Consider the following 26587-nt stretch of genomic DNA (forward strand, 5'->3'; position numbering starts at 1 on the left):
CCGTGGCCCGCCGCACCGGGGGTGGTCTACGTTGGGATCATGGACAACGACGTGGACACGGGCAAGGACACGGGCGAGGCCACCGATGGGCACGCGGGCGGGCCCAGCACCCCGGGACGGGGCACCGCCCAGGACGGCGGCGGGCAGATCCTCACGGTCGTGGGGCCGTGGGAGGAGCAGGTCGTGTTCACCGCCGTCCACGCCGGCCACGACCTGCGCCCCGAGGTCCGCGAGCTCATGGTGCTGGACGAGGCCACGCGGCTGCGCGAGGAGGACCCGCACTCCGACCGGATCGGCGCCCGGCTGGCCTCCGGGATGGTCATGCACCGCTCGCGCTTCGAGACGGACCTGAACCGGCCGCGCGAGCGCAGCGTCTACTCCTCGCCCGAGGACAGCTGGGGACTGCAGGTGTGGCGGGACGGGCAGCTGCCGGACGAGGTGGCCGCCGGCAGCCGCCAGGTCCACGACGCCTGGTACGAGGAGCTGGAGAAGCGCATCGCGCGCCTGGCGGCCCGCGGTCCCTTCGTCGTCTTCGACCTGCACACGTACAACCACCGACGGGACGGGCCCGACGCGCCGCCCGCGCCCCAGGAGGGCAACCCGGACGTCAACGTGGGCACGGGGACGCTGGACCGCGAGCCCTGGGCGCCCGTGGTGGACGCCTTCATGGAGGCGATGGCCGCCCCGGTCATCCCCGCCACCGGACAGCGCCTGGACGTGCGCGAGAACGTGCGGTTCTGGGGCCAGAACGAGGGCCGCTGGGTGCACCGCAACTTCCCGGACACCGCGTGCGTGCTCGCCCTGGAGTTCAAGAAGACCTTCATGGACGAGTGGACGGGCGAGGTGGACGAGGCCCACCTGGCCCAGCTCGCGGACGCCCTGGCCGGCACGGTGCCCGCGGTCACCGAGGCGCTGCGGCACGTGCGGGTGCCCTCGCCGTGAGCGCCACCGGCACGGGGCTGTCCACGCGGGACCGGGCGATCGACCACGAGCTCGCCCTGCTCTCCCGCACCTTCCGCTTCCTGCTGGACGTCACCCCCGTCAACGTCGAGGACGCGCGCCGGGAGTTCCTGTCCTCCGGCCGCCTGCCGGAGTTCCTCTACCGGGACCTGGAGGACGACCCCGAGGTGCTCAAGCAGGTCCTGGCGGACGTGCCCATCCACGAGGTGGACGACACCGTGCTGGGCACCCTGCTGCGCAACAAGCACCGCGAGATGTCCCTGCAGATCGACATGCTCTCCGTGCGGGACACCGAGGACTTCATGCCCCTGAGCATCGACCTCTACGGGGCGATCACCCCGGACCTGCGCCGCTCGGCGGAGTCCATCCTGGAGACCGTGACGGTCACGGAGTCCACCTCGGCCGGGACCCTCGACGCGAAGCGGTTCCTCGACCGGGCGCACGAGGAGATCGAGTACTACCGCGAGCAGGACCCCGACATCGACCTGCACGCCGAGGTGCGCCCGGACGTCTCCGGGGTGATGGTCGCCGGGGACACCCTGCTGATCGGGCAGGAGTCCAAGGTGCAGAAGGTCCGGGCCCACGCGCTGCTCCAGCACGAGGTGGGCACGCACCTGGTCACGCACGTCAACGGCGCCGCCCAGCCGGTCAAGGTGCTCGGCAGCGGCCTGGCCGGATATGACGAGACGCAGGAGGGACTGGCGGTGCTGGCCGAGGTGGCGTGCGGCGGCCTCACCCGGTTCCGGCTGCGCCAGCTGGCCGCGCGCGTCCTGACCGTCCAGCGCATGGTCACCGGCGCCAGCTTCCAGGAGGCGCACGAGGCGCTCGTGGAGGACGGCGTCCCGGCCTCCTCCGCGTTCACCACCACCATGCGTGCCTTCCGCGCCGGCGGGCTGACGAAGGACGCCATCTACCTGCGCGGCATGCTGGACCTGCTCGCCCACCTGCGCCACGGCGGCACCCTGGACCTGCTGCTGCTGGGCAAGTTCTCCCTCGAGGACCTCCCCATGGTCCGCGACCTCCAGGAGCGCGGAGTGCTCGAGCCGCCCGTGCTGCGGCCGCGATGGCTCGAGGACGAGGACGCGCCCGGACGGCTCGCGCGCGCGGCCGCCGTCGACGACCCCTGGGAGGACATCCTCCGGTGAGCCGGCCCCGCGCCCCGGCGCCCCCTGCCGCCCCGCCGCCCCGGCCCCGCGCCGCCGGGGCCCCGCACGCCGCCCCACCGACCGAACGGAGCACCGCATGAAGATCGGATTCGTCGTCAACGACGTCGCCACCGAGAAGGCCCACTACACCACCAATCGCCTGGCGCTGGCCGCCAGCCAGCGCGGCCACGAGGTCTGGCTGACCGGGGCGGGCGACTTCGCCTACGAGCCGGACGGCACCCTGTCCGTCCTCGCCCGCGGTCCCGGCGACAAGGGATACCGCTCCCTCGAGCGGTTCCTGGACGACGTGCAGAAGCCGGAGACGGAGCGCCACGTCTCCGTCAACGACTTCGACGTGGTGATGCTGCGCAACGACCCGGCCGACGACGCCACCGAGCGCCCCTGGGCTCCCACGGCCGCCGTCGCCTTCGGCCAGCTGATCGCCAGCACCGGCGTGCTCGTGGTCAACGACCCGCACACGCTGGCCAACGCCCTCTCCAAGGCCTACTTCCAGCACTTCCCCGAGGCGGTCCGGCCACGGACCCTCATCACGCGGGACCAGGACATGATCTCGGGGTTCATCGACGAGATGGGCGGCCGGGCGGTGCTCAAGCCGCTGCAGGGCTCGGGCGGGTCCGGGGTGTTCCTCGTGGACCGCAAGGAGTCGCCCAACCTGTCCCAGATCGTGGAGGCGATCGCCCGCGACGGCTACGTGGTGGCCCAGGAGTACCTGCCCCAGGCCAAGGACGGGGACGTCCGCCTGTTCCTCATGAACGGCCGCCCGCTCGTGGTCGACGGCCAGGTGGCGGCCTTCCGCCGCCGCGCCAAGGCCGGGGAGGCCCGGTCCAACATGTCCGCCGGTGGCACCGCCGAACGCGTCCAGGTCACGGACGAGATGCTGGGCCTGGTCGAGGCCGTGCACCCGAAGCTCGCCGCCGACGGGATGTTCCTCGTGGGCCTGGACATCGTGGGCGACAAGCTGATGGAGATCAACGTCTTCTCCCCCGGCGGCCTGGGGTCGTGCCAGCAGCTGTACGGGGTCGACTTCGCCCCGGCGGTCATCGCCGACCTCGAGCGGAAGCTGGAGGTCCGCGGCCACTACGGCGGCGCCCTGGAGAACGCCCGCCTGGCCACGACCTGACGCCGGCCGGCCTCGCCGTCCCGGAGGGGTCCGGGACGGCGGGACCGCGGTCAGCCGCGGGTGAGCTTGCGGTGGGTCACCCGGTGCGGACGCGCCGCCTCCGGGCCCAGCCGGTCCACCTTGTTGGCCTCGTAGGACTCGAAGTTGCCCTCGAACCAGTACCAGTTCGCCGGGTCCTCCTCGGTGCCCTCGTAGGCGAGCATGTGGGTGGCCACGCGGTCGAGGAACCACCGGTCGTGGGAGATGACCACGGCGCAGCCGGGGAACTCCAGCAGCGCGTTCTCCAGGGAGGTGAGCGTCTCCACGTCCAGGTCGTTCGTCGGCTCGTCGAGCAGCAGCAGGTTGCCGCCCTCCTTGAGCGTCAGGGCCAGGTTCAGGCGGTTGCGCTCACCGCCCGAGAGGATCCCGGCCTTCTTCTGCTGGTCCGGGCCCTTGAAGCCGAAGGCCGAGACGTAGGCGCGCGAGGGCATCTCCACGTTGCCGACCTTGATGTAGTCCAGCCCGTCGGAGACGACCTCCCACAGGGACTTCTCCGGGTCGATGCCGCCGCGGGACTGGTCCACGTAGGAGATCTTGACGGACTCGCCGACCTTCAGCTCGCCGCCGTCGAGGGGCTCGAGGCCCACGATGGTCTTGAACAGGGTGGTCTTGCCGACGCCGTTGGGGCCGATGATGCCGACGATGCCGTTCGGCGGCAGGGAGAAGGACAGCCCGTCGATCAGCACCCGGTCGTCGAAGCCCTTGCGGATGTTCCTCGCCTCGATGACCTGGCTGCCCAGGCGCGGCCCCGGCGGGATCTGGATGTCCTCGAAGTCGAGCTTGCGGGTCTTCTCGGCCTCGGCCGCCATCTCCTCGTAGCGGGCCAGGCGGGCCTTCGACTTGGCCTGGCGGCCCTTCGCGTTGGAGCGGACCCAGTCCAGCTCCTCGCTCAGGCGCTTGGCCAGCTTGGCGTCCTTCTTGCCCTGGACCTCGAGGCGGGCGCGCTTCTTCTCCAGGTAGGTGGAGTAGTTGCCCTCGTACGGGTAGAGCCGGCCGCGGTCGACCTCGCAGATCCACTCGGCGACGTGGTCCAGGAAGTACCGGTCGTGGGTCACGGCCACGACCGCGCCGTGGTACTGGGCCAGGTGCTGCTCGAGCCACAGCACCGACTCGGCGTCGAGGTGGTTGGTGGGCTCGTCCAGCAGCAGCAGGTCGGGCTTCTGCAGGAGCAGCTTGCACAGGGCCACGCGGCGGCGCTCACCGCCGGAGAGGTTCGTGACGTCCGCGTCGCCGGGCGGGCAGCGCAGGGCGTCCATCGCCTGCTCGAGCTGGGAGTCGATGTCCCACGCGTCGGCGGCGTCGATCTGCTCCTGGAGCTTGCCCATCTCCTCCATCAGGGCGTCGAAGTCCGCGTCCGGGTTCGCCATCTCCTCGGAGATCTCGTTGTAGCGCTGGATCTTCCCGTAGATCTCGCCCACGCCCTCCTGGACGTTGCCGAGGACCGTCTTCTCCTCGTTCAGCGGGGGCTCCTGCATGAGGATGCCGACGCTGTACTCCGGCGAGAGCCGGGCCTCGCCGTTGGAGGGCTGGTCCAGCCCGGCCATGATCTTGAGGATCGTGGACTTGCCCGCGCCGTTGGGGCCGACCATGCCGATCTTCGCCCCCGGGTAGAAGGACATCGTCACGTCGTCCAGGATCAGCTTGTCGCCCACCTTCTTGCGGGCCTTGACCATGGTGTAGATGAATTCCGCCATGCGCCAAGGCTAGTCGGTGGCCGCCGCATTTCCCGCATCGAGGGGAGTCGGCGGCCACCGCGACGCTCCCGGTCCTCAGGCCGCGGCCGGCTGCTCGTCGTCCTCGCCCGGGGCCGGCTCCCCCTCCTCGTCCAGCACCTCGCCGGTGTGGGGGTCCACCCGCCGGCCCTCGTGGTCCACGGCGAATCCGCCGTCCGCCTCGTCAGCCTCCCCCGCCGGGCCCGCCGCGGCCGGGGACGCACCGCCCTCGCCGCCCCGGGCCGAGGAGCGGGAGAAGTCGGCCGTGCCGAGCGCGAGGTCGTGGCCGATCGACTCGGCCTCGATCTCCACGGCGGTGCCCGAGCGCTCCCCCGACTCCCACGGGCGGACCCGGAGCCGGCCGGTGACGACCACGGGCTGGCCCTTCTCCAGGGAGGCGCCCGCATTGAGGGCCAGGGCGCGGAACATGTTGACGGTGAACCAGTTGGTCCGCCCGTCCACCCAGGAGTTCGACTCCCGGTCGAAGCGGCGGTCGGTGGCGGCGAGCCGGAAGTTGCCGACGGACAGCCCGCCCTGGACCACGCGGGTCTGCGGGTCGGTGGCCACGAAGCCACGGACGGTGATGTGTTCGCTCATGAGGGGGCCTTTCGGTGGGCCGGCCGCGGCCGGCGGGGGACGGCGTCGGACCCTGCCGGCCCGGTGCCCACCGGGCGGGGTGCCCGGTTCCTCCAGCACACCCCCAGCGTGCGCGGCGGGCCAGTGCCCCGGGCTCGGGGAGGGTTCACCCCGCCGGTCACCGTGCGCTGTGCAGTTCCGGGCGGCCGGTAGACTGGCCGGGCCCAGCCCCAGTAGCTCAGTGGATAGAGCAGGAGCCTTCTAATCTCTTGGTCGGGGGTTCGACTCCCTCCTGGGGCGCCGAGACGAGCGCCGTGGACCCGCGCGAAAGGTGGACTGTGCAGGAGACGACGATGAGCGTCCGCCGCCCGCCGCGCTGGGTCATCGGCCACCAGCCGGAGCGCCGCGACGGCGCCGTCACCGTCGGGCCGGCCACCACCGGGCGCCAGTGGCTCCAGCTGGGGGCCGTGATGGCCGCGGCGGCCGTGCTGTACCTGGTGCACTCGTTCCTGCGCTTCCGCAACTACGAGGCCAAGGGCTACGACCTCGGGATCTTCGACCAGGCGGTGCGCCAGTACGCGCTGCTGCGCGAGCCGATCGTGCCGATCAAGGGCGTGGACTTCAACATCCTGGGCGACCACTTCCACCCGGTCCTGGCGCTGCTGGCCCCGCTGTACTGGATCTGGGACGACCCGCGGATGCTCAACTTCGCCATGACGGCGCTGCTGGTCTCCACCGCCGTGCCCGTCTACCTCTTCGCCCGCCGGCGCTTCAGGCACGCGACCGCCCTGGTCGGCGCGGCCGCCCTGCTGCTGTGGTGGCCGTTCCAGGCGATGGTGAACTGGGACTTCCACGAGATCGCCTTCGGCGTGCCGGTCCTCGCCTGGGTGGCCTGGGCCGTGGACGGGCGCCGCTACTGGCTGGCCACGGGCCTCGCCGCGATCCTGCTGGCGGTGCGCGAGGACATGGGGATCACCCTGCTGGCCGTGGCGCTCCTCCTCGCCCTCAAGCGCGCCTGGGCGCCCGCCGTCGTGACCGCCGTGCTGGGGGTGGCCGGCTACCTCTTCGCGACCTCCGTGGTCATCCCGCACTTCTCGCCCGAGGGCGAGTTCGGCTACTGGCAGTTCACCGCCCTGGGCCCGGACATGGGCTCCTCGATTGCGTTCATCCTGACCCGGCCGCTGGAGGCGGCGGCCGTGCTGTTCGACCACCCGCTCAAGGTGGCCCTGTGGCTGCTGCACCTCGTGCCCCTGTGGCTGCTGCCGCTCCTCTCCCCCTACGCGCTCCTCGCCGCGCCCGTCCTGCTCTCGCGCCTGTTCAACGACCGGCTGAACGTGTGGAGCCCGGTCTACCAGTACGACGCCATCCTGGCGCCCGTCCTCCTGCTGGCCGCGCTGGAGGCACTCGCCCGGATCGAGGCGTGGCGGGTGCGGCGGCGCGCGGACGCCGGCGGCGCGAAGGTGCCGGCGGACCCGGCGGGCGGCGCCGAGGGCGCCGGTGCGGATCCCGACGCCGGCCCGGCGGCCCCCGCGGGCCCGTCCCCGCGGGCGCGGCGCCCCCGCGCCCCCGGCCGGCTCCCGCTCGCCTTCGTCTCGGTGCTGCTGGGCTGCGGCGTGGTGGGCACGCTCGCCTTCCCGCAGGTCTTCCCCTTCCAGCGCACCGTGACGGGCCAGGACTGGCGGATGACCGAGTGGGCCCACGCCCTGGACCGCGCCGTGGGGACGATCCCGGACGACGTGTGCGTCGAGGCCGCCGACAACGCGGTGCCGCACCTGGTGGACCGCACCTACGTGGGGCTGCACGGGGACATGGGCGATGATCTGGCCACGTGGATGATCATCGACACCACGGTCGAGGAGCTCGGCGGCTGGGACCCGCTGACGCCCGCGCAGGCGCTGGAGCGCGCCGAGCGCCTCGGCTACGAGGTGGTCCGCGAGGACGACCACGGCATCTGGGTGCTGCACCGGGACCGCCCGGTGGATCCGGTGTGCGCCGACTACGTGCCGTAGCGCGGGGTCCGGCCCGGCGGCGTCGTCCACGTCTGGCGGCGGACTCCCGGCGCCCATATCGTGGGGCCCATCCGTGGAGGTGCCCCGAGGAGGACCGATGGCCAGGACCTTGCCCATCGTCTACGTCCGTGGGTTCGGCGGGGGGCAGGCCGGGATCGACTCCCTCGTGGAGGACCCCTTCTACGGGTTCAACGTCGGCTCCACCCACGTGCGCGTCGGCGGGGGCGGCGAGCCGGCCTTCTACCAGTTCGAGAGCCCGCTGCTGCGCCTGATGCTGGACCACGGCTACACGCTCCACGTCAAGGGCGGACAGCTGTCCTGGCTGCGGGCCCAGCCGGACGGCACGGTGCCCGAGGCCTCGGTCTGGATCCACCGCTTCTACGACGAGGCCGCCTCGACGTTCGGCAGGGACCCCCAGCGGTACCGCCTGGAGGGGGCCGCCGAGGACCTGCTGGACCTCGTCGAGCTGGTGCGGCGCAAGACCGGCGCGCCCCGGGTGCACCTGGTGGCGCACTCGATGGGCGGGCTGGTCTGCCGCAGCCTGCTCCAGAAGGTCGTCCCCGAGCGCGGTGGCCGGGCCACCGACCTCGTCGACCGGCTCTTCACGTACGCGACGCCGCACGGCGGCATCGAGTTCGCCGTCGGGTTCGGCCTGCTGGAGCGGGCCCGGGACCTCCTGGGCGTCCAGGGCGCGGACATCTTCGGCCCGGCCCGGATGTGGGAGTACCTCCACCCCTCCGGTGCCGGCGAGGCACCCCCGGACTGGGACCCCCGGGACATCCCCGAGGCCGCGTTCCCGAGGGACCGGGTCTTCACCCTCGTGGGCACCAACCCGGAGGACTACGACGTGGCCCTGGGACTGTCCTCGAAGGCGGTGGGGGTCAAGAGCGACGGGCTGGTGCAGATCGAGAACGCCTACGTGCCGGGGGCCCGGTTCGCCTACGTCCACCGCTCGCACTCCGGCCGGTACGGCATCGTGAACTCCGAGGAGGGCTACCAGAACCTGCGCCGGTTCCTGCTGGGAGACCTGGAGGTCACCGCCGACCTCGTCGGCCTGCGCCTGCCGGCCGCCGGGGCCGGTGGGCCGGAGGACCTCGTCTGGCAGGCCGACGTCGAGCTCGCGGTGCGGGGCCTGCCGGTCCTCATGCACCAGCAGGTCGCCGCCCACCACTGCCCGGTCATCCTCGACCTGCCCGCGGACGAGGCGGACCGCCCGCAGCCGTTGGTGACGACCTTCCTCATCGCCGATCCCGCGGTCCGGCCCGAGGACGCGGGGACCGTCCGGTACACCCTCCACGTCAGGCTCTTCTCGGTCCGCCAGCACCGGGGCATCTTCGACTTCGGCGACCACCTCGAGCAGACGGCCGACTTCGACGACTGGCTGGTCGTGGACATCGGCGTGCTGGACGAGGGCCTCGCGGCGTGGGCGGCGTGGGTCTCCGAGCTGCCGGTGACGCTGCGCGACTACGTCCCGGACGGGCCGCCGCTCGCCGACGAGGACGCTGCCCCGGGACGCTGGGTCAAGCGACTGCCCCTGCCGCCGGCGGCCCGGCGCATCTTCGGCGAGGCGGCCGCCCTGCAGCTCACCGTGCGCGCGCGGGCGGGGCAGGACGCCGCCGCGCCGGACGCTCCCGCCTGAGCCGCCCGCCCGGGGACCTGCCACGGGGTCCCGGTGCGCCCGCGCGATGGTGGCCGGGGCGCCCGCCGGGATCAGGAGGACAGGGCCCTGATGACCTCCCGGGCGACGTCCTCGCTGGACTGGGGGTTCTGTCCGGTGATGAGGTTGCCGTCACGGACCACGTGCGAGGACCAGTCGGGTCCCAGGTCCAGCACCGCCCCGCGCTCGCGCAGCACGGTCTCGACGAACCACGGGGTGGCCTCGCCGGTGCCCCCGGAGAGCTCCTCGCCGTTCGTGAACACGGTCATGCGCCGTCCGGCGAAGGCGAAGCCGCCGTCGCCGTCCGCCGCGCTGAGCAGCCCCGCCGGCCCGTGGCAGAACGGGGCGATGATGCGTCCGTCACGGTCCGAGTCGGCCAGGATCCGCCCCAGGTCGGCGTCCCGGTACAGGTCGGCCATGGGACCGTGCCCGCCCGGCAGGACGACGGCGTCATAGCCGGAGACGTCCACGTCGGCCAGCACCAGGGGGTGGGCGAGCTCCTCGTCGATCGAGTCGATGTAGGCCCGGAAGTCGTCCGCCCGGTCCTGTCCCCCCGCCATCTCGGCGGCCAGGCTCACCGGGTCGACCGTGGGCCGCGCCCCGCCCGGGGACGCGAGGTCCACCGTGTGCCCGGCCTCGCGCAGGGTCCGGTGGGCGACCACCAGTTCCTCGGCCCACACCCCCGTGGGGTGCCGGCTGCCGTCCTTCATCTCGAGCGAGTCGGCCGCCGAGACGACCATCAGGATCCGTGCCATCGTGCGTGTCCCTTCGTCGGGGTCTTCCGTCGGTCCGTCCTGTCTACCACCCCGGTCGCACCGGGACACCCCGCCCGGGGGGGACGGGGTGTCCGTGGCGCCGGGCTCAGCGGTGCAGGTCGAACCGGTCGAGGTCCATGACCTTCGCCCACGCCGCCACGAAGTCGCGCACGAACGCCTCCCGGGCGTCGTCGGCGGCGTAGACCTCGGAGATCGCGCGCAACTGGGAGTGGGAGCCGAAGACCAGGTCGACGGCGGTGGCCGTCCACCGGACGGAGTCCGTGGCCAGGTCGCGGATCTCGAACACGTCCCGATCCGCCGCCGACTCCCGCCACTCCGTGCCGGGCTGCAGGAGGTTGACGAAGAAGTCCGTGGTCAGGGTCCCGGGCCGGTCCGTCAGGACGCCATGGGGCGCCTGCCCGTGGGTGGCGCCCAGGGCGCGGAGGCCCCCGACCAGCACCGTCATCTCGGGGGCCGAGAGGTTGAGCATGTAGGCGCGGTCCACCAGCTGGGTCTCGGGCGAGAGCCGCGAGCCGGGCCTGCGGAAGTTCCGGAACCCGTCGGCCTCCGGTTCCAGGACGGCGAAGGACTCCACGTCGGTCTGCTCCTGCGTGGCGTCGGTGCGCCCCGGGTGGAACGGGACGCGGACCTCGTGCCCCGCCGCCCGGGCGGCCTGCTCGACGGCGGCGCAGCCCCCGAGGACCACGAGGTCGGCGAGCGAGACCCGCGTGCCGTCGGACCGGGAGTCGTTGAACTCGCCCCGGACCCGTTCGAGGACGTCGAGGACCTCGCCCAGCCGCTCCGGCTCGTTGGCCTCCCAGCCGCGCTGCGGCTCGAGGCGCAGGCGGGCGCCGTTGGCCCCGCCCCGGTTGTCCGTGCTGCGGAAGCTGGCGGCGGCGGCCCAGGCCGTGGAGACCAACTGCGGGACCGTCAGTCCGGCGTCCAGCACCGCCTGCTTCAGGGCGGCGATCTCCTCCTCCCCGACCAGCTCGTGGTCCACCTCCGGCACCGGGTCCTGCCACGGCTGCGGCTCCGGGACCCACGGGCCGAGGTACCGCGAGACCGGGCCCATGTCCCGGTGCAGCAGCTTGTACCAGGCCTTGGCGAACGCCTCGGCGAACTCCTCCGGGTGCTCGTGGAAGCGCCGCGAGACCTTCTCGTACGCGGGGTCCACCCGCAGCGCCAGGTCGGTGGTCAGCATGGTCGGCCGGTGCCGCCGCTCCGGGTCGAAGGCGTCCGGCACGGTCTCGTCGGCGTCCGCGGCCACCCACTGGTGGGCCCCGGCCGGGCTCGTGGTCAGTTCCCACTCGTGGCCGAAGAGGTTGCCGAAGAAGCCGTTGCCCCACCGCGTGGGCGTGCTGGTCCACGTGACCTCGAGGCCGCTCGTGATGGCGTCCGGTCCCTTGCCGGAGCCGTAGGTGCTCCTCCAGCCCAGGCCCTGGGAGGTCACCGGGCACGCCGCCGGCTCGGGCCCGACGTGGTCGGCCGGCCCGGCACCGTGGGTCTTGCCGAAGCTGTGCCCGCCGGCGATGAGGGCCACGGTCTCCTCGTCGTTCATCGCCATGCGCCGGAACGTCTCGCGGATGTCGCGCGCGGCGGCCGCGGGGTCCGGGTTGCCGTTGGGCCCCTCCGGGTTCACGTAGATCAGGCCCATCTGCACGGCGGCCAGCGGGCCGGACAGCTCGCGGTCCCCGGAGTAGCGCTCGTCGCCCAGCCACGTGTCCTCCGGTCCCCAGAACATCTCCTCGGGTTCCCAGACGTCCTCCCGGCCGAACGCGAAGCCGAAGGTCCGGAAGCCCATCGACTCGAGGGCCACGGTCCCGGCCAGGACGAGCAGGTCGGCCCAGGAGACCTTGCGGCCGTACTTCTGCTTGATCGGCCACAGCAGGCGCCGGGCCTTGTCCAGGTTGGCGTTGTCCGGCCAGCTGTTGAGCGGCTCGAACCGCTGGGCGCCGTCGCCGGCACCGCCGCGGCCGTCCGCGATCCGGTAGGTGCCGGCCGAGTGCCAGCTCATCCGGATGAACAGCCCGCCGTAGTGCCCGAAGTCGGCGGGCCACCAGTCCTGGGAGCTGGTCATGAGCTCGGTGAGGTCCCGCTTGAGCTCCTCGACGTCCAGCGTCCGGAATTCGGTGGCGTAGTCGAAGTCCTCGCCCAGCGGGTCGGTCGTCCGGGAGTGCTTGCGCAGCACCCCGAGGTCGACCTGCTGGGGCCACCAGTCCTGGATGGTCCGCGGGCGGTGCCTCGCCGGGGTCGGCGCGTCGATCGCCGGGTTCTCGCTCTCGCTGCCGTGCACGGGTGCGTCGGTGGACATGGGTCTTCCTTTCGGGCGGGAGGAGCCGGTCCCGGGGTGACGCCGGTGGTCGCCAGGGGGTGTCGCCGGCTCGCGGGGGAGCGCCGGGCGGTCGACCGAGGGGCCGCGGTCCTCGAGCACGCTCCGCGGCGGGGCCGCGTCGGCCGACGGGGCGTCGTCCGCGGGGAGGGACACCGGGGTCACGAGCGACCCGTGGCGGGGGCGGACGGCGTCGACGAGGAGGCGGTGCCGGCGCGCCGGGGGACGCGCGGTGGTCCCGGGCGCCGGTGGACCCGGCTGCCGGCGAAGGCCCCCGCGGCGCGACCGGCACGCCCGGAGGCGCCGCACCCCACAGTCTCGTGACCGTGCGGCGGGGCCGTCAAGGCATCCCGGCGGCGTCCCCGCCGGGCGTCAGGAGGCCGGCACGCGGCCGCGGCCCGCCGGCGGCAGGACGAAGCGGTCCGGCTCCCCCGCGAGGATCCCCGCCGAGGGATCGTAGGCGCGCCGCTGCTCCGGCGGCAGTCCGGCGGGGGCGGTCCGCCGGACGAGGTCCCGCTCCGGGTCACGGATGTCCCGGATGACCGAGGCGCAGATCCACGCCACCGCGGCCATGTGCAGCACGATGCCCGAGCCGTACCACAGGGGGATCCAGATCCCCCCGCCGCCGAAGGCGCCGTCCGAGGTGATCCGCGCCGACTCCATCCACACCCCGGCCCAGTGGTAGGCCTCCACCGCCTGCCAGGCCCAGAACTGCCGCCGGTCCGGGCGCGCGAGCACCACGAGCGGGACGAGCCACATGACGAACTGCGGGGAGTACACCTTGCCGAGCAGCAGGAAGGCCGCCACGATCAGCAGGCACAACTGGGCCATCCGGGGCCGCGTGCGGGCAGACAGGCCCAGCCACGCCACCCCGAGGCAGCACAGGGCGAACAGCCCGTTGGAGATGAGCGAGAACGCCTCCCCCGACCAGCCGGTCCACGCCAGCGCCAGCCACATCGAGGAGAACGACACCTCGCGGTCGCCGGAGAACGTGTAGAAGCGGCTCCACTGGTCGAAGGCGGTGAGCATGAACGGCACGTTGACGGCCAGCCAGGCGACCACGCCCGCGGCGAGGGACCGGAAGAACACGCCCAGGCGGCCGGCGCGCCAGCACAGCACGAGGATGGCGCCGAAGAAGAACAGCGGGTACAGCTTCATCGCCGCCCCCAGGCCGAGCACCGCGCCGGCCAGCACGGGGCGCTCGCGTGACCACAGGAGCAGTCCCAGCGCCGCCAGCATGACGGCCCACAGGTCCCAGTTGAGGAACGAGGTCAGGATGATGCCGGGGGCCACGGCCACCAGCAGGGCGTCCTTGGACCGGCCCCGCGCCGTGTAGGCCGTGGCGACCACGAGGACGAGCCAGCACAGCAGGGCGCCCACCGCGTTGATGTCGAAGTAGGTGACCGTCCGCTCGAGCAGGGTGCCGCCCGCCGGGACGAACCACGCCGTCACCCCGGCCACCACGGCCAGCAGGGCCGGGTACTCCATCCACTGCTCCTCCGGCAGGGGCGTGTAGAAGGGGAAGTACCCGTCGGCGAGTCCCCGCGTGGGGAACAGCTGGCCGAAGTCCGAGTAGCACAGGTGGACGTGGACGCCGGGGGCCTCCCAGCCGTTGACGCGGCACCACTGCTTGGACAGCAGGGCCACGACGCCGGCCAGCAGCGTGGCGGCCACCAGCACCGCCAGCAGGCGCCGGTCCGGGCCGGCGGCGAGCGCCGCCGGGTTCGCGGTCCGGCGGGCCGGTCCGGCCGTGGGCCGGGCCGCGGCCCGGCTGCCTCCGCGCTCGGGGGTGGCTGGTCCGGTCTGGCTCACGGGGTCTCCTGGGGCTTCTCGGGGGCGCCGGCCTCGTGGCCGGGCCCGGGGGTCGGGGAGGGCGCCGCCGGGGAGGGCGGCGCGGGAGTGGTCGTCGCGGGAGTGGTCGTCGCGGTGTCGATCGTCGCGGGCACCGCGGCGGCGGAGCGGGCGGTCCGCCGCGCCGCGCGGGCGCGGCGGCGCTCGGCGAAGGGGAACAGCCGGGACGTCCTCGGGTCCAGCACGACGATGAACACCAGGTAGGCGGCGCCCACGGCCCCGGTGATGATCCGCACCCACAGCAGGGAGATCCACTGGGCCACGGAGAGCTGGTCCACCACGCCGATCACCACGAGGACCATCACGAGCAGGTACAGCACCCAGTCCGGGCGGCCGTGCCACCGGCGCACCACGGCGAGCAGGGGCAGGACCCACAACAGGTACCAGGGCTGGATGATGGGGGCGAGCAGGACGGCCGCCCCGAGGGCCAGTCCCGTGGCGAGCACGGGATTGACCGGCCGGCGGGTGAGGGCCAGCCAGGCGACGAGGCCCATGACCACCACCTTGCCGGCGGCGTACACCACGTCCGCCACGGGGCGCACCCCCGTGTGCGCGACCGCGTCCACCAGCCAGCCGATCCCGAGCCCGAGCAGCCCGTACGGCGCGTACGGGAACGCGGCGTCCCCCGAGGTGAGCATCGCCGGCAGCCAGCCGAACCACAGGCCGGTCAGGCCCCCGACGGCGGCCAGCACCACCGCGGTGACGGCCACGCACGCCGCCCACGCCCGCACGCGGTCCTGCCGGCCCGGCGTCGGGCGGTCCGGAGACGGGCGGTCCGTCGGGGGGACCCGCCCCCCGGCCCCCGCCCGGCCCCGCGCCACGGCGGGCGACCGGGCGGGGGCTCCGGGCGCCGTCGCCGTCCCCAGGTGGGCACCGCGCAGCATGAGCAGCCCGGCGAAGGGCAGGGCGAGGACGGTGAGGGGCTTGATGGCCACGGACAGGCCCACGAGCACGAGGCCGGCCGTGTTCCGGGCCGGCCCCGCGTCCGGGCCGAGCAGGACGAAGCCGACGAGCAGCAGCCCGATCATCAGGGCGTCGTTGTGGATCCCGGCGATCATGTAGAGCGCGTACAGGGGGTTGGTCACCGAGACCCACGTGGCCCAGGCGGGCTCGCTGCCGAAGCGGCGGGCCAGGCGGGGCACGGCCCACAGGCACAGGGCCAGCCCGAGCACGGAGACCAGCCGGAACAGCAGGAAGGCCGGCTCCGGGCTGCCGCCGGTGAGGAACCAGACGGCACGGGCGACCGCCAGGAACGCCGGCCCGTAGGGCGAGGGCGACTCGGCCCAGATCGAGTCCGCCCCCTGCATGAACCAGCCGGGCAGCTCCGAGATCCAGTCCTCGTACGGGTTCAGCCCCGCGTGCAGCAGCCGCCCCTGGCCGAGGTAGGAGTAGACGTCCCGCGAGAACACCGGGAAGGCCAGCACGAGGGGCGCCGACCACAGCCACGTGGCCCGGACCACCACGGGACCGGCCCCCTCCCACCGGCCCGCGAGCCGCTGGCCCAGCCGGAGCCACGCGCGCACGAGCAGCAGGGACCCGAGCACGAGCAGGACGGCGCAGGCGATCACCCCGGCCGGCTCCACGCGCAGCGGGTTCAGGACGGTGGTCCGGGCGAACAGGGAGGTCGGCGTGGTCGCCAGCCAGCCGACGCCCCAGGAGCCGATGACGATCATGACCGAGCCCACCAGCCCCTGCCACAGGGACGGGGCGGTGTCCGACTCGGCGCCGCCGACGAGCCAGCCCGTCGCGGGGACGCCGTCGAGCCAGCGCCGGAACCGCTCGAGCCGGGGCGCGGGCCGGTCGGCCGGGGGGGCCGGGGAGTGCTGCGCCGGGCTCACGGGGCGGTCGTCCCCGCGGTCCCCCGGCGCCGCGTCACCAGCCGGCGCAGGGCGGGACGGACGTGCCACTCCTCCTTCATCACCGAGCTCGTCCACGGGTCCAGCAGCAGGATCCACGCCATGCAGGCCCAGGACAGCGCGGTGGCCAGGCGCTTGAGCTGCTCCTCGATCCCGAGGAACTGCCAGACGAAGAGCTGGTCCGCGGCGCCGAACGCCACGAAGAACGCGACCGTGAAGACCACCCACTTCAGCTGCCAGTCCCCGCGGATCCCGATCACCGCGAAGAACGGCAGCAGCCACAGCAGGTACCACGGCTGGATGATCGGGGACAGCACCACCAGCGCGGTGAACGCCCACGTCATCCGCTGCATGAGGTGCTCGTGCCGGCCCCGGAACATCAGCCACACGACCACCAGGACGGACAGCAGGCGCCCGCCGGCCTTGAAGGCGTCCAGCACCCAGCCGTCGGCCAGGCCGAGGGAGCCGAGGACCACGCGCGCGCCCTCCCCCAGGATGCCGATCGGCGACCACGGCACCGAGCCCGTCCCGGTGGAGAGCATGACGCCCAGCCAGCCGAAGCCGAAGCCGCTGAGCCAGCCCACGGCGACCATGACCGCCCCCGCGATGCCCGCCGTCAGGGACCAGTAGGCGAACCGGCGGCCCCAGCCGGCGCCCCGGCCCGCCCAGAGCAGGCCGATGAACGGCAGGAGGACCATGGTGATCGGCTTGATCCCGAGGGACGCGGTCACGAGCAGCACCCCGGCCAGGCCGCGCCCCGTGGCCGCGAACCACACGCCGGCCAGGGCCAGGCCGACCATGAGGGCGTCGTTGTGGCCCGAGGCCACGAAGCTGATGAGGAACAGCGGGTTGGCCACCGTGATCCACTGCGCCCGGGCCCCGTTGGTGCCCAGCAGGCGTGCGAGCCGCGGGACGTAGGCCATGGTGAGCACCACCCCGGCCACCGCGGCGAGGCGGAACAGGAGGATCGCCAGGTCCGGGTCGTCCGGGCCGGTGACGGACATGACGAGCTGCTCGATCCACAGGAACACGGGCCCGTACGGCGTCTCCGTCTCCGCCCACGTGGTGTCCGTGCCGAGCTGGAACCAGTTCGAGAGCGTGGAGATGCCGTCCTCGTAGGGATCGCGGCCGGCGAGCATGAGCCGGCCCTGCCCGATGTAGGCGAAGATGTCCCGGGAGAAGATGGGCAGGCAGGCCAGCAGGGGCAGGGTCCACAGGGCCGTGGCGAGGGTGACCGTGCGCAGCGCCCCCTCGCGGAACGGCCGCAGCACCTTGCCCAGCCGCAACCAGGCCCAGAACATCAGCCAGCACCCGAGCACCAGCACCACGGTGCCGGTGGTCACGCCGGACTCGGTGGTGCGCCACGGGATGAGCCACCCCCAGCGGTTCACCGGGGAGGTGGAGGCGAGCCAGCCGACGGACAGCGAGCCGGCCGTCACGGCCAGGGAGCCGACGAGGCCGACGAGCACCGGGATCCACGCGGAGCCGGTCCTCGTCGCGGCGACCGGCTCCTGCCGGGTGCTGGGCACGCTCATCGGGGGCGGCATCCTTCCGTGCGGGGCGGGCCGTCAGAGGGCCTTCCACAAACTACCACCGGCCGTCCGGCTACTGTGGAAGGCGTGGCAGCGACAGCAGAGAACCTCGTGTGGATCGATTGTGAGATGACGGGACTGGACCCGGTGGCCGACGCCCTCGTGGAGATCGCGGTGCTGGTGACGGACCCCGAGCTCAACGTGCTCGGCCAGGGCGTGGACGTGGTCATCCGTCCCCCGCAGGAGGCGCTGGACCGGATGGTCCCGTTCGTGCGGGACATGCACACCACCTCCGGACTGCTGGAGAGGATCCCCGGCGGCGTCACGCTCGCCGAGGCCTCCGAGGCCTGCATGGCGTACATCACCGAGCACTGCCCCGAGCCGGGCAGGGCGGTGCTGGCCGGCAACTCGGTGGGACAGGACAAGCTGTTCCTCACCCGCGACCTGCCGGCGATCACCGACCACCTGCACTACCGCATCGTGGACGTCTCCACGATCAAGGAGCTGGCCCGGCGCTGGTACCCCCGGGCCTACTTCCAGGCCCCGGCCAAGACGGGCGGGCACCGGGCGCTCGGGGACATCGTGGACTCCATCGACGAGCTGCGCTACTACCGCCGGGCGGTCATGGTCCCGGCCCCCGGGCCGGACTCGAGGACGGCCCAGGCGATCGCCGCCTCCCTCGGGACGGCGGCCCCCACGGCACCGTGACCGGCGTCACGCCGGGCACCGCCCTCGGCATCGCGATCGGCCCGGTTCGGGATCCGGCCCGGATGTGTGTATGATGGAACGCGCTGTCACGGTCGGGATCCCCGGCCGAGCATGGTGGGTATAGCTCAGCTGGTAGAGCGTCTGGTTGTGGTCCAGAAGGTCGCGGGTTCAAGCCCCGTTACTCACCCCACGGCACCGGCCCGGTGCGGAGGTCTCCTCCGCGCCGGGCCGTTGCGCTTCCCCCCTCCCGCGCGTCCGCCGCGCCCCACGCGGGGGATCCGTCACGACGGCGGCCTGCTCCCCCGGCGGCACGGCCCCGCGACCGCCCCGGCCGTCCCCTCGGCGGTCCCCTCCGGAGCCGGTGTACCCCGGATCACCGGCCGACGTGAGGGGATTCACGGCCCCCCGACGCCGACCGGCCATGGACCTCCTCCCGGCCGCGGTCCAAGATTGACGGCGTCCGGGGTCGCAACGGCGCCGCCCCGGGACCGGCCCGGACGACGGGCCGGCCATCCTCGCCGACGCATCGACACCGAGGAGGACCCGTGTCCGACCACCCCTTCCTGGACACCCTGGACGGCCAGCTCGACTGGCAGCGCGAGCTGTACCGCGACCTGCACCGCCATCCCGAGCTGAGCCTGCAGGAGGACCGGACCGCCCAGCGCATCGAGGCCGAGCTGGCCGGGCTGGGACTGGCCGTCCAGCGCGTGGGCGGCACCGGCGTCGTGGGGGTGCTGGAGAACGGGACCGGTCCGACCGTCCTGGCCCGCGCGGACACCGACGCACTGCCGGTCACCGAGGACACCGGGCTGGAGTACTCCTCCACCGTGCCCGGCGTGATGCACGCCTGCGGGCACGACATGCACGTCGCCGCCCTGCTGGGAGCCGTGAAGCTGCTCGCCGACCACCGCGAGGCGTGGTCCGGCACGTACGTCGCGCTGTTCCAGCCGGCCGAGGAGAACGCCGCCGGCGCGCAGGCCATGATCGACGACGGGCTCGTGGACCGGGTGCCCCGACCGGACGTGGCGCTGGCCCAGCACGTGATGCCCTTCGCCGCCGGGACGATCGGCACCGCCGCGGGCCCCGTGCTCTCCGCCGGGGACTCGCTGCGGATCACCGTCCACGGCCGCGGCGCCCACGGCTCGATGCCCCACAACGCCGTGGACCCCGTGGTCCTGGCCGCCTCGATCGTGCTGCGCCTCCAGACGATCGTCTCCCGCGAGACCCAGCCGGGGCAGTTCGCCGTGGTGACGGTGGGCGCCTCGAACGCCGGCACGAAGTCGAACATCATCCCGGACCGCGCCGAGCTGCTGCTGAACCTGCGCACGTACGACACCGCCCTGCGGGAACGCATCATGGCCGCGATCGAGCGGATCGTCCGTGGGGAGTGCGCCGCCGCGGGGTCCCCCCGGGAGCCGGAGTTCGACTACTACGACCAGTTCCCGCTGACCGCCAACGACGAGGACGCCAACGCCACCGTCACGCGGGCCCTCGCCGCGCACTTCGGTGCGGAGGCGGTGTTCCCCACGACGCCGTACACGGCCTCCGAGGACTTCAGCCGCATCCCGGACGCCTTCGGGGTCCCCTACGCCTACTGGTTCGTGGGCACCGTGCCGGCGGAGCGGTACCGCGCCGCCGTGGACTCCGGGACCGTCAGCTCGGAGATCCCGGCCAACCACTCGCCGTTCTTCGCCCCCGCGATCGACCCCTCCCTCGAGATCGCCACCCGGGCCCAGGCCGTCGCCGCCCTGGCGTACCTGGCGCCGTCGTCACCCGCCGCAGAGGAAGCCCGCTGATGTCCGCACCGTCGACCACCGCACCCACCACCACCTGGACGCCGAACGACCGCTGGCTGACCGGCGTCGTCCTGGCCGTCGTCACCTTCTGGCTGTTCGCCCAGACCCTGCTCAACGTCATCCCCGGCATCCAGGAGAAGCTGGGCATCGAGCTCACGGTCGCCAACCTCGCCGTCTCGATCACGTCCCTGTTCTCCGGCATCTTCATCGTCGTCGCCGGCGGCCTGGCGGACCGGATCGGCCGCACGAGGATCCTGAACATCGGCGTCATCCTGGGCGCCGTCGGGTCGCTGCTGATCGTGGTGACGCCGGAGGACGCCGGCGCGCTGACCGCGGCCCTGCTCCTCGGCGGACGCATCGTCCAGGGCCTCTCGGCGGCGTGCATCATGCCGTCCTCGATGGCCCTGATCAAGACCTTCTACGAGGGCAGGGCCCGCCAGCGCGCCCTCTCCTTCTGGTCGATCGGCTCCTGGGGCGGCTCCGGCCTCTGCGCGCTGTTCGGCGGCTTCATGGCCACCAGCGTGCTCGGCTGGCGCTCCATCTTCGTGCTCTCGATCCTCGTCTCCCTCGCATCGCTCGTGCTGCTGCGCGGCACCCCGGAATCGCGGGCCGAGGCCCCGGCGGGGGGCTACCGCCGCTTCGACTGGGGCGGCGTGGTGGCGTTCATCGTCATGCTCGTGGCCCTCAACGTGTACATCTCCCAGGGGCCGAACATCGGCTGGCTCTCCCTGGCCGGCATCGGCCTGGTGGCCGTGACGATCGTGGCCGGGCTCGTCTTCCTCCAGGTCGAGGTCCACCAGCACGCCCCGTTCCTGGACCTGGCCCTGTTCCGCAACGGCACGTTCACGGGCGCCACGCTCTCGAACTTCCTGCTCAACGGCGCGGCCGGCACGCTCATCGTGGCCCTGGGACTGGTGCAGGTCGCCGCCGGCATGAGCTCCCTGCAGTCCGGACTGCTGACCATCGGCTACCTCGTGGCGATCCTGGCGACCATCCGCGTCGGCGAGAAGCTGCTGCAGCGCTTCGGCCCGCGCAAGCCGATGCTGTGGGGCAGCATGATCACCGGCGTGGGCATCCTGCTGTGCTCCATGACCTTCCTGCTCATCGAGCAGTACATCGTGCTCACCGTCATCGGCTTCACCCTGTTCGGCATCGGCCTGGGCTTCTATGCCACGCCGTCCACGGACGCGGCGCTGTCCAACGTCCCGGACAACCAGGTGGGCGCGGCCTCCGGCATCTACAAGATGGCCTCCTCCCTCGGCAACGCGATCGGCGTGGCGATCTCCGCCGCCCTGTACGTGGCCGGCCAGGCCGTGGACCCCGACCTGATCCGGTCGTGGGGCTTCTTCATCGGCAACCAGGAGAACGTGGCCCTGCGCTTCGGCGGGGCGGTGGGCCTGCTGTTCAACGTGTTCATGGTGGTGGTGGCGATCGCGTCCATCATCCTCACCGTGCCGACCGAGGAGAGGCGCCGCGCCCAGGAGCTGGCCGCGGAGCGCGCCGAGCGCCGCGACGTGCCGCCGGCGCCGATCGGCAACTGAGGCGGTGTCCCGGCAGTCCATCCCGTAGGTTGAAGGCACCGGTCCGCCCCGGGACCGGTGCCACGAGAGAGGTCCCCGTGTCCGGCACCACGACATCGCCCGCAGCCGTCTCCTTCCGGCCCACCGACCGATTCCTGCTCGGGATCGTGCTGGCGGTCGTCACCTTCTGGCTCTTCGCCCAGACCCTGCTCAACGTCATCCCGGGGATCCAGGGCGAGCTGGGGGTGCCCACCACCCTGGCGAACCTGGCGGTGTCCATCACGTCGCTGTTCTCCGGGATCTTCATCGTGGTGGCCGGGAAGCTGGCCGACCGGCTGGGCCGGATGCGGCTGCTGCGCACGGGGATCTACCTGAGCATCGCCGGCTCGCTGGTCATCGCCCTGACCCCCGAGGAGCTGGGGGCGCTCACCTCCACCATGCTGCTGGGCGGCCGCATCCTGCAGGGCCTGTCCACGGCGTGCATCATGCCGGCGTCGCTGGCCCTGCTCAAGGCGTACTACGACGGCCGGGAACGGCAGCGGGCCCTGTCCTTCTTCTCCCTGGGCACGTGGGGAGGCTCGGGGCTGTGCTCGCTGTTCGGGGGCATGATGGCCGCCACCGCGCTGGGGTGGCGCTCGATCTTCTGGCTGTCGATCATCGTGGCCGTGGCCTCCCTGCTGCTGGTGAGCGGCACCCCGGAGTCACGGGCCGGGACGGGCCCGGGCGGCCGCTTCGACTGGCCCGGGATGATCGGCTTCGTCGTCGCCCTGCTCGCCCTGAACGTGTACATCTCCCAGGGCCCCACCCTCGGCTGGACGAGTCCGGTGGCGCTGGGGCTGCTGGTGGTCACCGCGGTGGCCGCGGTGGCCTTCTTCCGGATCGAGACCTCGAGGGGCCAGGCGTTCATCAACCTGCAGCTCTTCCGCGACCGCGCCTTCGCGGGCGCCGTGCTGTCCAACTTCCTGCTCAACACCGCCGCGGGGACGCTGATCGTGGTGCTCGGGCTCGTGCAGATGGCCTCGGGCTGGAGCTCCCTGCAGGCCGGCACGCTGACGATCGGCTACCTCGTGGCCATCCTGGCCACCATCCGGGTGGGCGAGAGGCTGCTGCAGCGCTTCGGCCCGCGCCGGCCGATGATCTGGGGCTCCCTGATCACCGGCACGGGCGTCCTGCTGTGCTCCATGACGTTCCTGCTGCTGGAGCAGTACGTGGTACTCACCGTGATCGGGTTCACCCTGTTCGGCACGGGGCTCGGCTTCTACGCCACCCCCTCCCTGGACACGGCCATGGCCTCCGTGCCCCAGAGCGAGGGCGGTGCCGCCGGTGGCATGTACAAGATGGCCTCCTCGCTGGGCAACGCCATGGGCGTGGCCGTCTCCGCGGCCCTGTACGCGGCCGGCCGGGGCGTGGACCCGGCGGTCATCCAGTCCTGGGGCGTCTTCATCGGCAACCAGGACAATGTGGCCCTGCGCTTCGGCGGGGCGATCGGCCTGCTGTTCAACGTGTTCATGGTGGGCGTGGCCCTCGTGTCCATCCTGTTGACCATCCCGCGCGAGCGGCAGGAGCCCCAGCGCGTGGCGGCCGTCCAGGCGGCCACGGGCACCGGCCGCGGCGACGTGCCCCCGCCGCCGATCGGCAACTGAGCCGGTCCGCGCCGGCGGCCCCGATAGACTGGACGGCGTTCCCCGCCGCCCACCAGGAGTGCACCCGCCATGACCATCCGCCCGATCACCATCCACGGCGAGCCCGTGCTGCACCGCCGGGCGTCGGAGGTCACGGAGATCGACGAGGAGATCCGCACCCTCGTGGCGGACATGTTCGAGACCCAGGACGCCGCCCGGGGCGTGGGCCTGGCCGCCCCGCAGGTGGGCGTGGGCCTGCGGATCTTCACGTGGACCTTCGAGGACTCCGGCGAGGCCCCCTCGCGCGGGCACGTCATCAACCCCGTGCTGACCCGCATCGGCAAGACCTCGCAGCAGGACCCGGACCCGGACGAGGAGTCCGAGGGCTGCCTGTCCGTCCCCGGCTACAGCTTCCCCCTCAAGCGCTCGGACCACGTGCGCCTGCAGGGCATCGACCTGGACGGCCGGGAGATCGACTTCGAGGCCCGCGGCTGGTTCGCCCGGGTCATGCAGCACGAGTACGACCACCTCGACGGCTACCTCTACGTCAACCGCCTCAACGGCAAGTGGACGCGGCGCTGGAAGAAGTCCCTGCGCCGCGAGGGCTGGACGGTGCCCGGCAACACGTGGCTGCCCGGCACGGACACCGACCCCTTCGGCCACGACGACGTGGCCGAGGACGCCCACGCCGACTGAGGCACGCCGGACCACTGCCGGACCGTTCGTCCGGATCCGGAGGACTCGTCCGGTGCGCTCCACCCCGGACCGGTCTCGCGGACCGTGACGGACCAGTCCGCCAGGCGGCCATCTCCACCCGGCGGGCCGGGCCGGCGTGGTGCGATACTGACCGCATGCCGACGCCCCCTCCCCCGCCGCCGGCCCCGGCATGGGCGGAGTCCACGCGCGAGGCCTCCCCGTGGGCCGTGGCCGCGGCCGCGGGGGTCTCGGCCTCGGCCGTCCTGCTGTTCGCCCTGGCCCTGCCGGGCTGGGGACACGCCCTGCTCGTGCTCAGCGTGGCCGGCGCCTGGCGCGTGGACCGGGCGCTGGGCCGGGACCTGTCCGTGGTGGCCGCCGGCATCGCCATCGTCAGCACCACCTCCGTGGCGGCGGACCTGCGCTGGGAGCGGTTCTTCACGCTCGGTGCGGTGCTCACCGCCGCCGTGGCCGTGCCGCTCGCGCTCGACCGGTGGTGGCTCCGGCGGCGCGCCATCACCTACCCATGGCGCACCGGCAGGCCGTGGACGCGCGTGCAGTGGTCCTATGTCGTGGCGGTGCCCGTGCTCGGCTGGGCCGTGCTGCCCGCCTACTTCATCCACTCCGGCGCCTACCGGAACTGGCCGCCGGTGGAGGCGCCCGACGAGCTGGCCCGGTTCCTCGTGGGGGTGAACTTCGTGGGGCTGTGGGACGAGCTGTTCTTCATCTGCACGTGCTTCGCCCTGCTGCGCCGCCACCTCGGGCCGTGGACGGCGAACGTGCTGCAGGCGGCGGTGTTCGTCTCGTTCCTGTGGGAGCTCGGCTACCGCTCGTGGGGCCCGGCGCTGACGATCCCCTTCACGCTGCTGCAGGGGTGGATCTTCAACCGGACCCGCAACCTCACCTACGTGGTGGTGGTGCACCTGCTCTTCGACGTCATCGTCTTCCTGGCGATCGTGCACGCCCACCACCGGGACGTGCTGCGCGTCTTCGTCTACTGAGAGCCCGGATGCCCGACGGCGGCCGGCCACCTCCGCGCGGGAGGGGGCCGGCCGCCGTCGTGGTCCGGGACGGCCCCCGGCCAGGTGCCGGGGACGGGAAGGTCAGCCCTTCGGCAGCGCGGGGACCGCGTCCCCGGCCATCTTCTCGATGACGCGGACCACCTGGCAGGAGTAGCCGAACTCGTTGTCGTACCAGACGTAGACGATGGCGTTCGTGCCGTGGTTGACGATCGTGGCCAGGCCGTCCACGATGCCGGCGCGGTTGGAGCCGACGAAGTCCGAGGAGACGATCTCCGGGGAGGCGATGTAGTCCAGCTGGGCGCGCAGCTCGCCGGTGAGCGACTCGGTGCGCAGGCACGCGTTGAGCTCCTCGGCCGAGGTCTCCTTCTCGAGCTCCAGGTTCAGGATCGCCATGGAGACGTTCGGGGTGGGGACGCGGATCGCGTTGCCGGAGAGCTTGCCCTTGAGCTCGGGCAGGGCCTTGGCCACGGCCTTGGCGGCACCGGTCTCGGTGAGCACCATGTTCAGGCCGGCGGCGCGGCCGCGGCGGGAGCCCTTGTGGAAGTTGTCCGTGAGGTTCTGGTCGTTCGTGTAGGCGTGCACGGTCTCCACGTGGCCGTGGTCGATCCCGTACTCGTCGTTGATGACCTTCAGCACCGGGGTGATGCCGTTGGTGGTGCAGGAGGCGGCGGAGAGGATGGTGTCCTCGTCCGTGATGTCCGCGGTGTTGACGCCGAACACGATGTTCTTGATGTCGCCCTTGCCGGGGGCGGTCAGCAGCACCTTGGCGGCGCCCTTGGCCTTCAGGTGCTGGCCCAGGCCCTCCTCGTCGCGCCAGCGGCCGGTGTTGTCCACGATGATGGCGTTGTCGATCCCGTAGGCGGTGTAGTCCACCGAGGCCGGGTCGTTGGAGTAGATCACCTGGATCACGGTGCCGTTGGCGGTGATCGTGTTGTTCTCCTCGTCCACGGTGATGGTGCCCTCGAACGGGCCGTGGATGGAGTCGCGGCGCAGCAGGGAGGCGCGCTTGACGAGGTCGTCCTCGGAGTTCTTGCGGACCACGATGGCGCGCAGGCGCAGCGAGGAGGCGCCGCCCTCGTGGGAGAGGATGATGCGGGCCAGCAGGCGGCCGATGCGACCGAAGCCGTAGAGCACCACGTCGGTGGGCCCCTGGACGCCCTCGCCGCCCTTGCCGGCGACCTCGGCGAGCTCGGTGTCGAGGAAGGCCTGCAGGTCCCCGCCCACCTCGCGGTACTTGTTGGCCAGCTTGGCCAGGTCCACGGAGGCCGCGCCCAGGTCCATCGCGGCCATGGCCTCGACGATCGGGTACGTCTCCTCGACGGGCAGGACGGACTCGTCGATCTGCCGGGCGTAGCGGTGCGCCTTGATGATGTCGATGACGCCCTTGTGGACGAGCTGCCGGCCGTAGATGCTCGTGACCACGTTGTTGTCCCGGTACATCGAGCCGATCAGCGGAACCATCTTCTCGGCCAGCTCCTCCCGGCTGTTCCAGGCGGCGCGCTGGTCCTGCGCGATTCCGGTGGTCTGTTCTGCCACGGTAGGTCCTTCCCTCAAGCCCCTGCCTCCAGGGGGCGACTGCGCTGTCGCTCCGGGCGCCGGTGGGCGCGCGGTGTGCAGACGGTCACGGCCCGTCCGGCCGCCGGGACCTGTGGGGTCCGGCGGGT

19 protein-coding genes and 2 tRNA genes are annotated in these 26587 nt (G+C 72.8%); 13 read left to right on the forward strand and 8 right to left on the reverse strand.

Annotation, left to right across the window (positions count from 1 at the left end; all coding sequences use genetic code 11):
• The first annotated feature begins 39 nt into the window (after window positions 1–39).
• The 3 genes from E7744_RS09025 to E7744_RS09035 all read left to right on the forward strand — a co-directional run bounded on the left by E7744_RS09025 (window position 40) and on the right by E7744_RS09035 (window position 3246).
• Entirely contained in the window at window positions 40–942 is a 903-nt protein-coding gene (locus tag E7744_RS09025) for an N-formylglutamate amidohydrolase (protein ID WP_137773826.1), read from the forward strand.
• Window positions 939–2105, forward strand: a complete 1167-nt coding sequence (locus E7744_RS09030) for a flavohemoglobin expression-modulating QEGLA motif protein (RefSeq protein ID WP_246858376.1) — start codon at window positions 939–941, stop codon at window positions 2103–2105. The genes E7744_RS09025 and E7744_RS09030 overlap by 4 nt, the downstream gene beginning before the upstream one ends.
• 97 nt (window positions 2106–2202) lie before the next feature.
• Window positions 2203–3246 carry a glutathione synthetase gene (locus tag E7744_RS09035; protein ID WP_137773828.1) on the forward strand — a complete coding sequence of 348 codons (1044 nt, stop codon included), beginning with the start codon at window positions 2203–2205 and terminating at the stop codon, window positions 3244–3246.
• 50 nt (window positions 3247–3296) lie between these two features.
• On the opposite strand, the gene ettA is transcribed toward E7744_RS09035, so the two are convergent.
• Window positions 3297–4979, reverse strand: coding sequence for an energy-dependent translational throttle protein EttA (gene ettA / locus E7744_RS09040; RefSeq protein WP_137773829.1), 1683 nt, complete (start codon window positions 4977–4979; stop codon window positions 3297–3299).
• A gap of 75 nt (window positions 4980–5054) precedes the next feature.
• A complete protein-coding gene (locus E7744_RS09045; protein WP_137773830.1) occupies window positions 5055–5594 on the reverse strand; it encodes a single-stranded DNA-binding protein in 540 nt (179 codons plus the stop codon).
• A 206-nt stretch (window positions 5595–5800) separates the two neighbouring features.
• On the opposite strand from E7744_RS09045, the gene E7744_RS09050 reads away from it, so the two are divergent.
• The 3 genes from E7744_RS09050 to E7744_RS09060 all read left to right on the forward strand — a co-directional run bounded on the left by E7744_RS09050 (window position 5801) and on the right by E7744_RS09060 (window position 9221).
• Window positions 5801–5873, forward strand: a tRNA-Arg gene (locus E7744_RS09050).
• A gap of 53 nt (window positions 5874–5926) precedes the next feature.
• Entirely contained in the window at window positions 5927–7582 is a 1656-nt protein-coding gene (locus E7744_RS09055; protein ID WP_137773831.1) for a DUF2079 domain-containing protein, read from the forward strand.
• 97 nt (window positions 7583–7679) lie between these two features.
• Window positions 7680–9221: a triacylglycerol lipase gene (locus tag E7744_RS09060; protein WP_137773832.1), complete on the forward strand. Its 1542-nt coding sequence runs from the start codon at window positions 7680–7682 to the stop codon at window positions 9219–9221.
• 71 nt (window positions 9222–9292) lie between these two features.
• On the opposite strand, the gene E7744_RS09065 is transcribed toward E7744_RS09060, so the two are convergent.
• From E7744_RS09065 to mptB (E7744_RS09085), 5 genes are all read right to left on the reverse strand, one after another.
• Window positions 9293–9994: a type 1 glutamine amidotransferase domain-containing protein gene (locus E7744_RS09065; RefSeq protein ID WP_137773833.1), complete on the reverse strand. Its 702-nt coding sequence runs from the start codon at window positions 9992–9994 to the stop codon at window positions 9293–9295.
• A gap of 106 nt (window positions 9995–10100) precedes the next feature.
• Window positions 10101–12305 (reverse strand): catalase/peroxidase HPI, encoded by a 2205-nt coding sequence (katG, locus tag E7744_RS09070; RefSeq protein ID WP_137773834.1) that lies wholly within the window; start codon window positions 12303–12305, stop codon window positions 10101–10103.
• 390 nt (window positions 12306–12695) lie between these two features.
• Complete coding sequence (locus tag E7744_RS09075; RefSeq protein ID WP_137773835.1) at window positions 12696–14135, reverse strand: glycosyltransferase family 87 protein; 1440 nt, start codon at window positions 14133–14135, stop codon at window positions 12696–12698.
• On the reverse strand, window positions 14132–16012 hold the full coding sequence (gene mptB, locus E7744_RS09080; RefSeq protein ID WP_137773836.1) for a polyprenol phosphomannose-dependent alpha 1,6 mannosyltransferase MptB: 1881 nt from the start codon (window positions 16010–16012) through the stop codon (window positions 14132–14134). Before mptB (E7744_RS09080) ends, E7744_RS09075 begins: the two co-directional genes overlap by 4 nt.
• On the reverse strand, window positions 16009–17565 hold the full coding sequence (gene mptB / locus E7744_RS09085) for a polyprenol phosphomannose-dependent alpha 1,6 mannosyltransferase MptB (RefSeq protein ID WP_137773837.1): 1557 nt from the start codon (window positions 17563–17565) through the stop codon (window positions 16009–16011). The genes mptB (E7744_RS09080) and mptB (E7744_RS09085) overlap by 4 nt, the downstream gene beginning before the upstream one ends.
• Window positions 17566–17649: 84 nt before the next feature.
• Between mptB (E7744_RS09085) and orn the strand changes: the two genes are divergently transcribed.
• The 7 genes from orn to E7744_RS09120 all read left to right on the forward strand — a co-directional run bounded on the left by orn (window position 17650) and on the right by E7744_RS09120 (window position 24902).
• A complete protein-coding gene (gene orn, locus E7744_RS09090) occupies window positions 17650–18270 on the forward strand; it encodes an oligoribonuclease (protein ID WP_137773838.1) in 621 nt (206 codons plus the stop codon).
• Between the two features lie 114 nt (window positions 18271–18384).
• Window positions 18385–18460 (forward strand) — tRNA-His (locus E7744_RS09095).
• Window positions 18461–18815: 355 nt separating this feature from the next.
• The gene (locus E7744_RS09100) at window positions 18816–20066 is read left to right on the forward strand and encodes an amidohydrolase (protein WP_137773839.1); all 1251 of its coding nucleotides are present in this window, start codon (window positions 18816–18818) and stop codon (window positions 20064–20066) included.
• Window positions 20066–21607, forward strand: a complete 1542-nt coding sequence (locus E7744_RS09105) for an MFS transporter (RefSeq protein WP_137773840.1) — start codon at window positions 20066–20068, stop codon at window positions 21605–21607. Before E7744_RS09100 ends, E7744_RS09105 begins: the two co-directional genes overlap by 1 nt.
• A 77-nt stretch (window positions 21608–21684) precedes the next feature.
• Window positions 21685–23229, forward strand: coding sequence for an MFS transporter (locus E7744_RS09110; protein ID WP_137773841.1), 1545 nt, complete (start codon window positions 21685–21687; stop codon window positions 23227–23229).
• A 69-nt stretch (window positions 23230–23298) separates the two neighbouring features.
• Complete coding sequence (def, locus tag E7744_RS09115) at window positions 23299–23904, forward strand: peptide deformylase (RefSeq protein WP_137773842.1); 606 nt, start codon at window positions 23299–23301, stop codon at window positions 23902–23904.
• Window positions 23905–24059: 155 nt separating this feature from the next.
• Entirely contained in the window at window positions 24060–24902 is an 843-nt protein-coding gene (locus E7744_RS09120) for a type II CAAX endopeptidase family protein (protein ID WP_137773843.1), read from the forward strand.
• Between the two features lie 102 nt (window positions 24903–25004).
• On the opposite strand, the gene E7744_RS09125 is transcribed toward E7744_RS09120, so the two are convergent.
• Window positions 25005–26459 carry a glyceraldehyde-3-phosphate dehydrogenase gene (locus E7744_RS09125; protein WP_210417096.1) on the reverse strand — a complete coding sequence of 485 codons (1455 nt, stop codon included), beginning with the start codon at window positions 26457–26459 and terminating at the stop codon, window positions 25005–25007.
• Between the last annotated feature and the right edge of the window lie 128 nt (window positions 26460–26587).

It is taken from the genome of Citricoccus sp. SGAir0253 (assembly GCF_005877055.1).
In the GTDB taxonomy this organism is placed as follows: domain Bacteria; phylum Actinomycetota; class Actinomycetes; order Actinomycetales; family Micrococcaceae; genus Citricoccus.

Coding starts and splice junctions, on each gene's coding strand:
- def (WP_137773842.1), top strand. CDS start 23,299: ATGACCATCCGCCCGATCACCATCCACGGCGAGCCCGTGCTGCACCGC.
- E7744_RS09025 (WP_137773826.1), top strand. CDS start 40: ATGGACAACGACGTGGACACGGGCAAGGACACGGGCGAGGCCACCGAT.
- E7744_RS09045 (WP_137773830.1), bottom strand. CDS start 5,594: ATGAGCGAACACATCACCGTCCGTGGCTTCGTGGCCACCGACCCGCAG.
- E7744_RS09055 (WP_137773831.1), top strand. CDS start 5,927: ATGAGCGTCCGCCGCCCGCCGCGCTGGGTCATCGGCCACCAGCCGGAG.
- E7744_RS09065 (WP_137773833.1), bottom strand. CDS start 9,994: ATGGCACGGATCCTGATGGTCGTCTCGGCGGCCGACTCGCTCGAGATG.
- E7744_RS09105 (WP_137773840.1), top strand. CDS start 20,066: ATGTCCGCACCGTCGACCACCGCACCCACCACCACCTGGACGCCGAAC.
- E7744_RS09120 (WP_137773843.1), top strand. CDS start 24,060: ATGCCGACGCCCCCTCCCCCGCCGCCGGCCCCGGCATGGGCGGAGTCC.
- ettA (WP_137773829.1), bottom strand. CDS start 4,979: ATGGCGGAATTCATCTACACCATGGTCAAGGCCCGCAAGAAGGTGGGC.
- katG (WP_137773834.1), bottom strand. CDS start 12,305: ATGTCCACCGACGCACCCGTGCACGGCAGCGAGAGCGAGAACCCGGCG.
- E7744_RS09060 (WP_137773832.1), top strand. CDS start 7,680: ATGGCCAGGACCTTGCCCATCGTCTACGTCCGTGGGTTCGGCGGGGGG.
- E7744_RS09035 (WP_137773828.1), top strand. CDS start 2,203: ATGAAGATCGGATTCGTCGTCAACGACGTCGCCACCGAGAAGGCCCAC.
- mptB (WP_137773837.1), bottom strand. CDS start 17,565: ATGAGCGTGCCCAGCACCCGGCAGGAGCCGGTCGCCGCGACGAGGACC.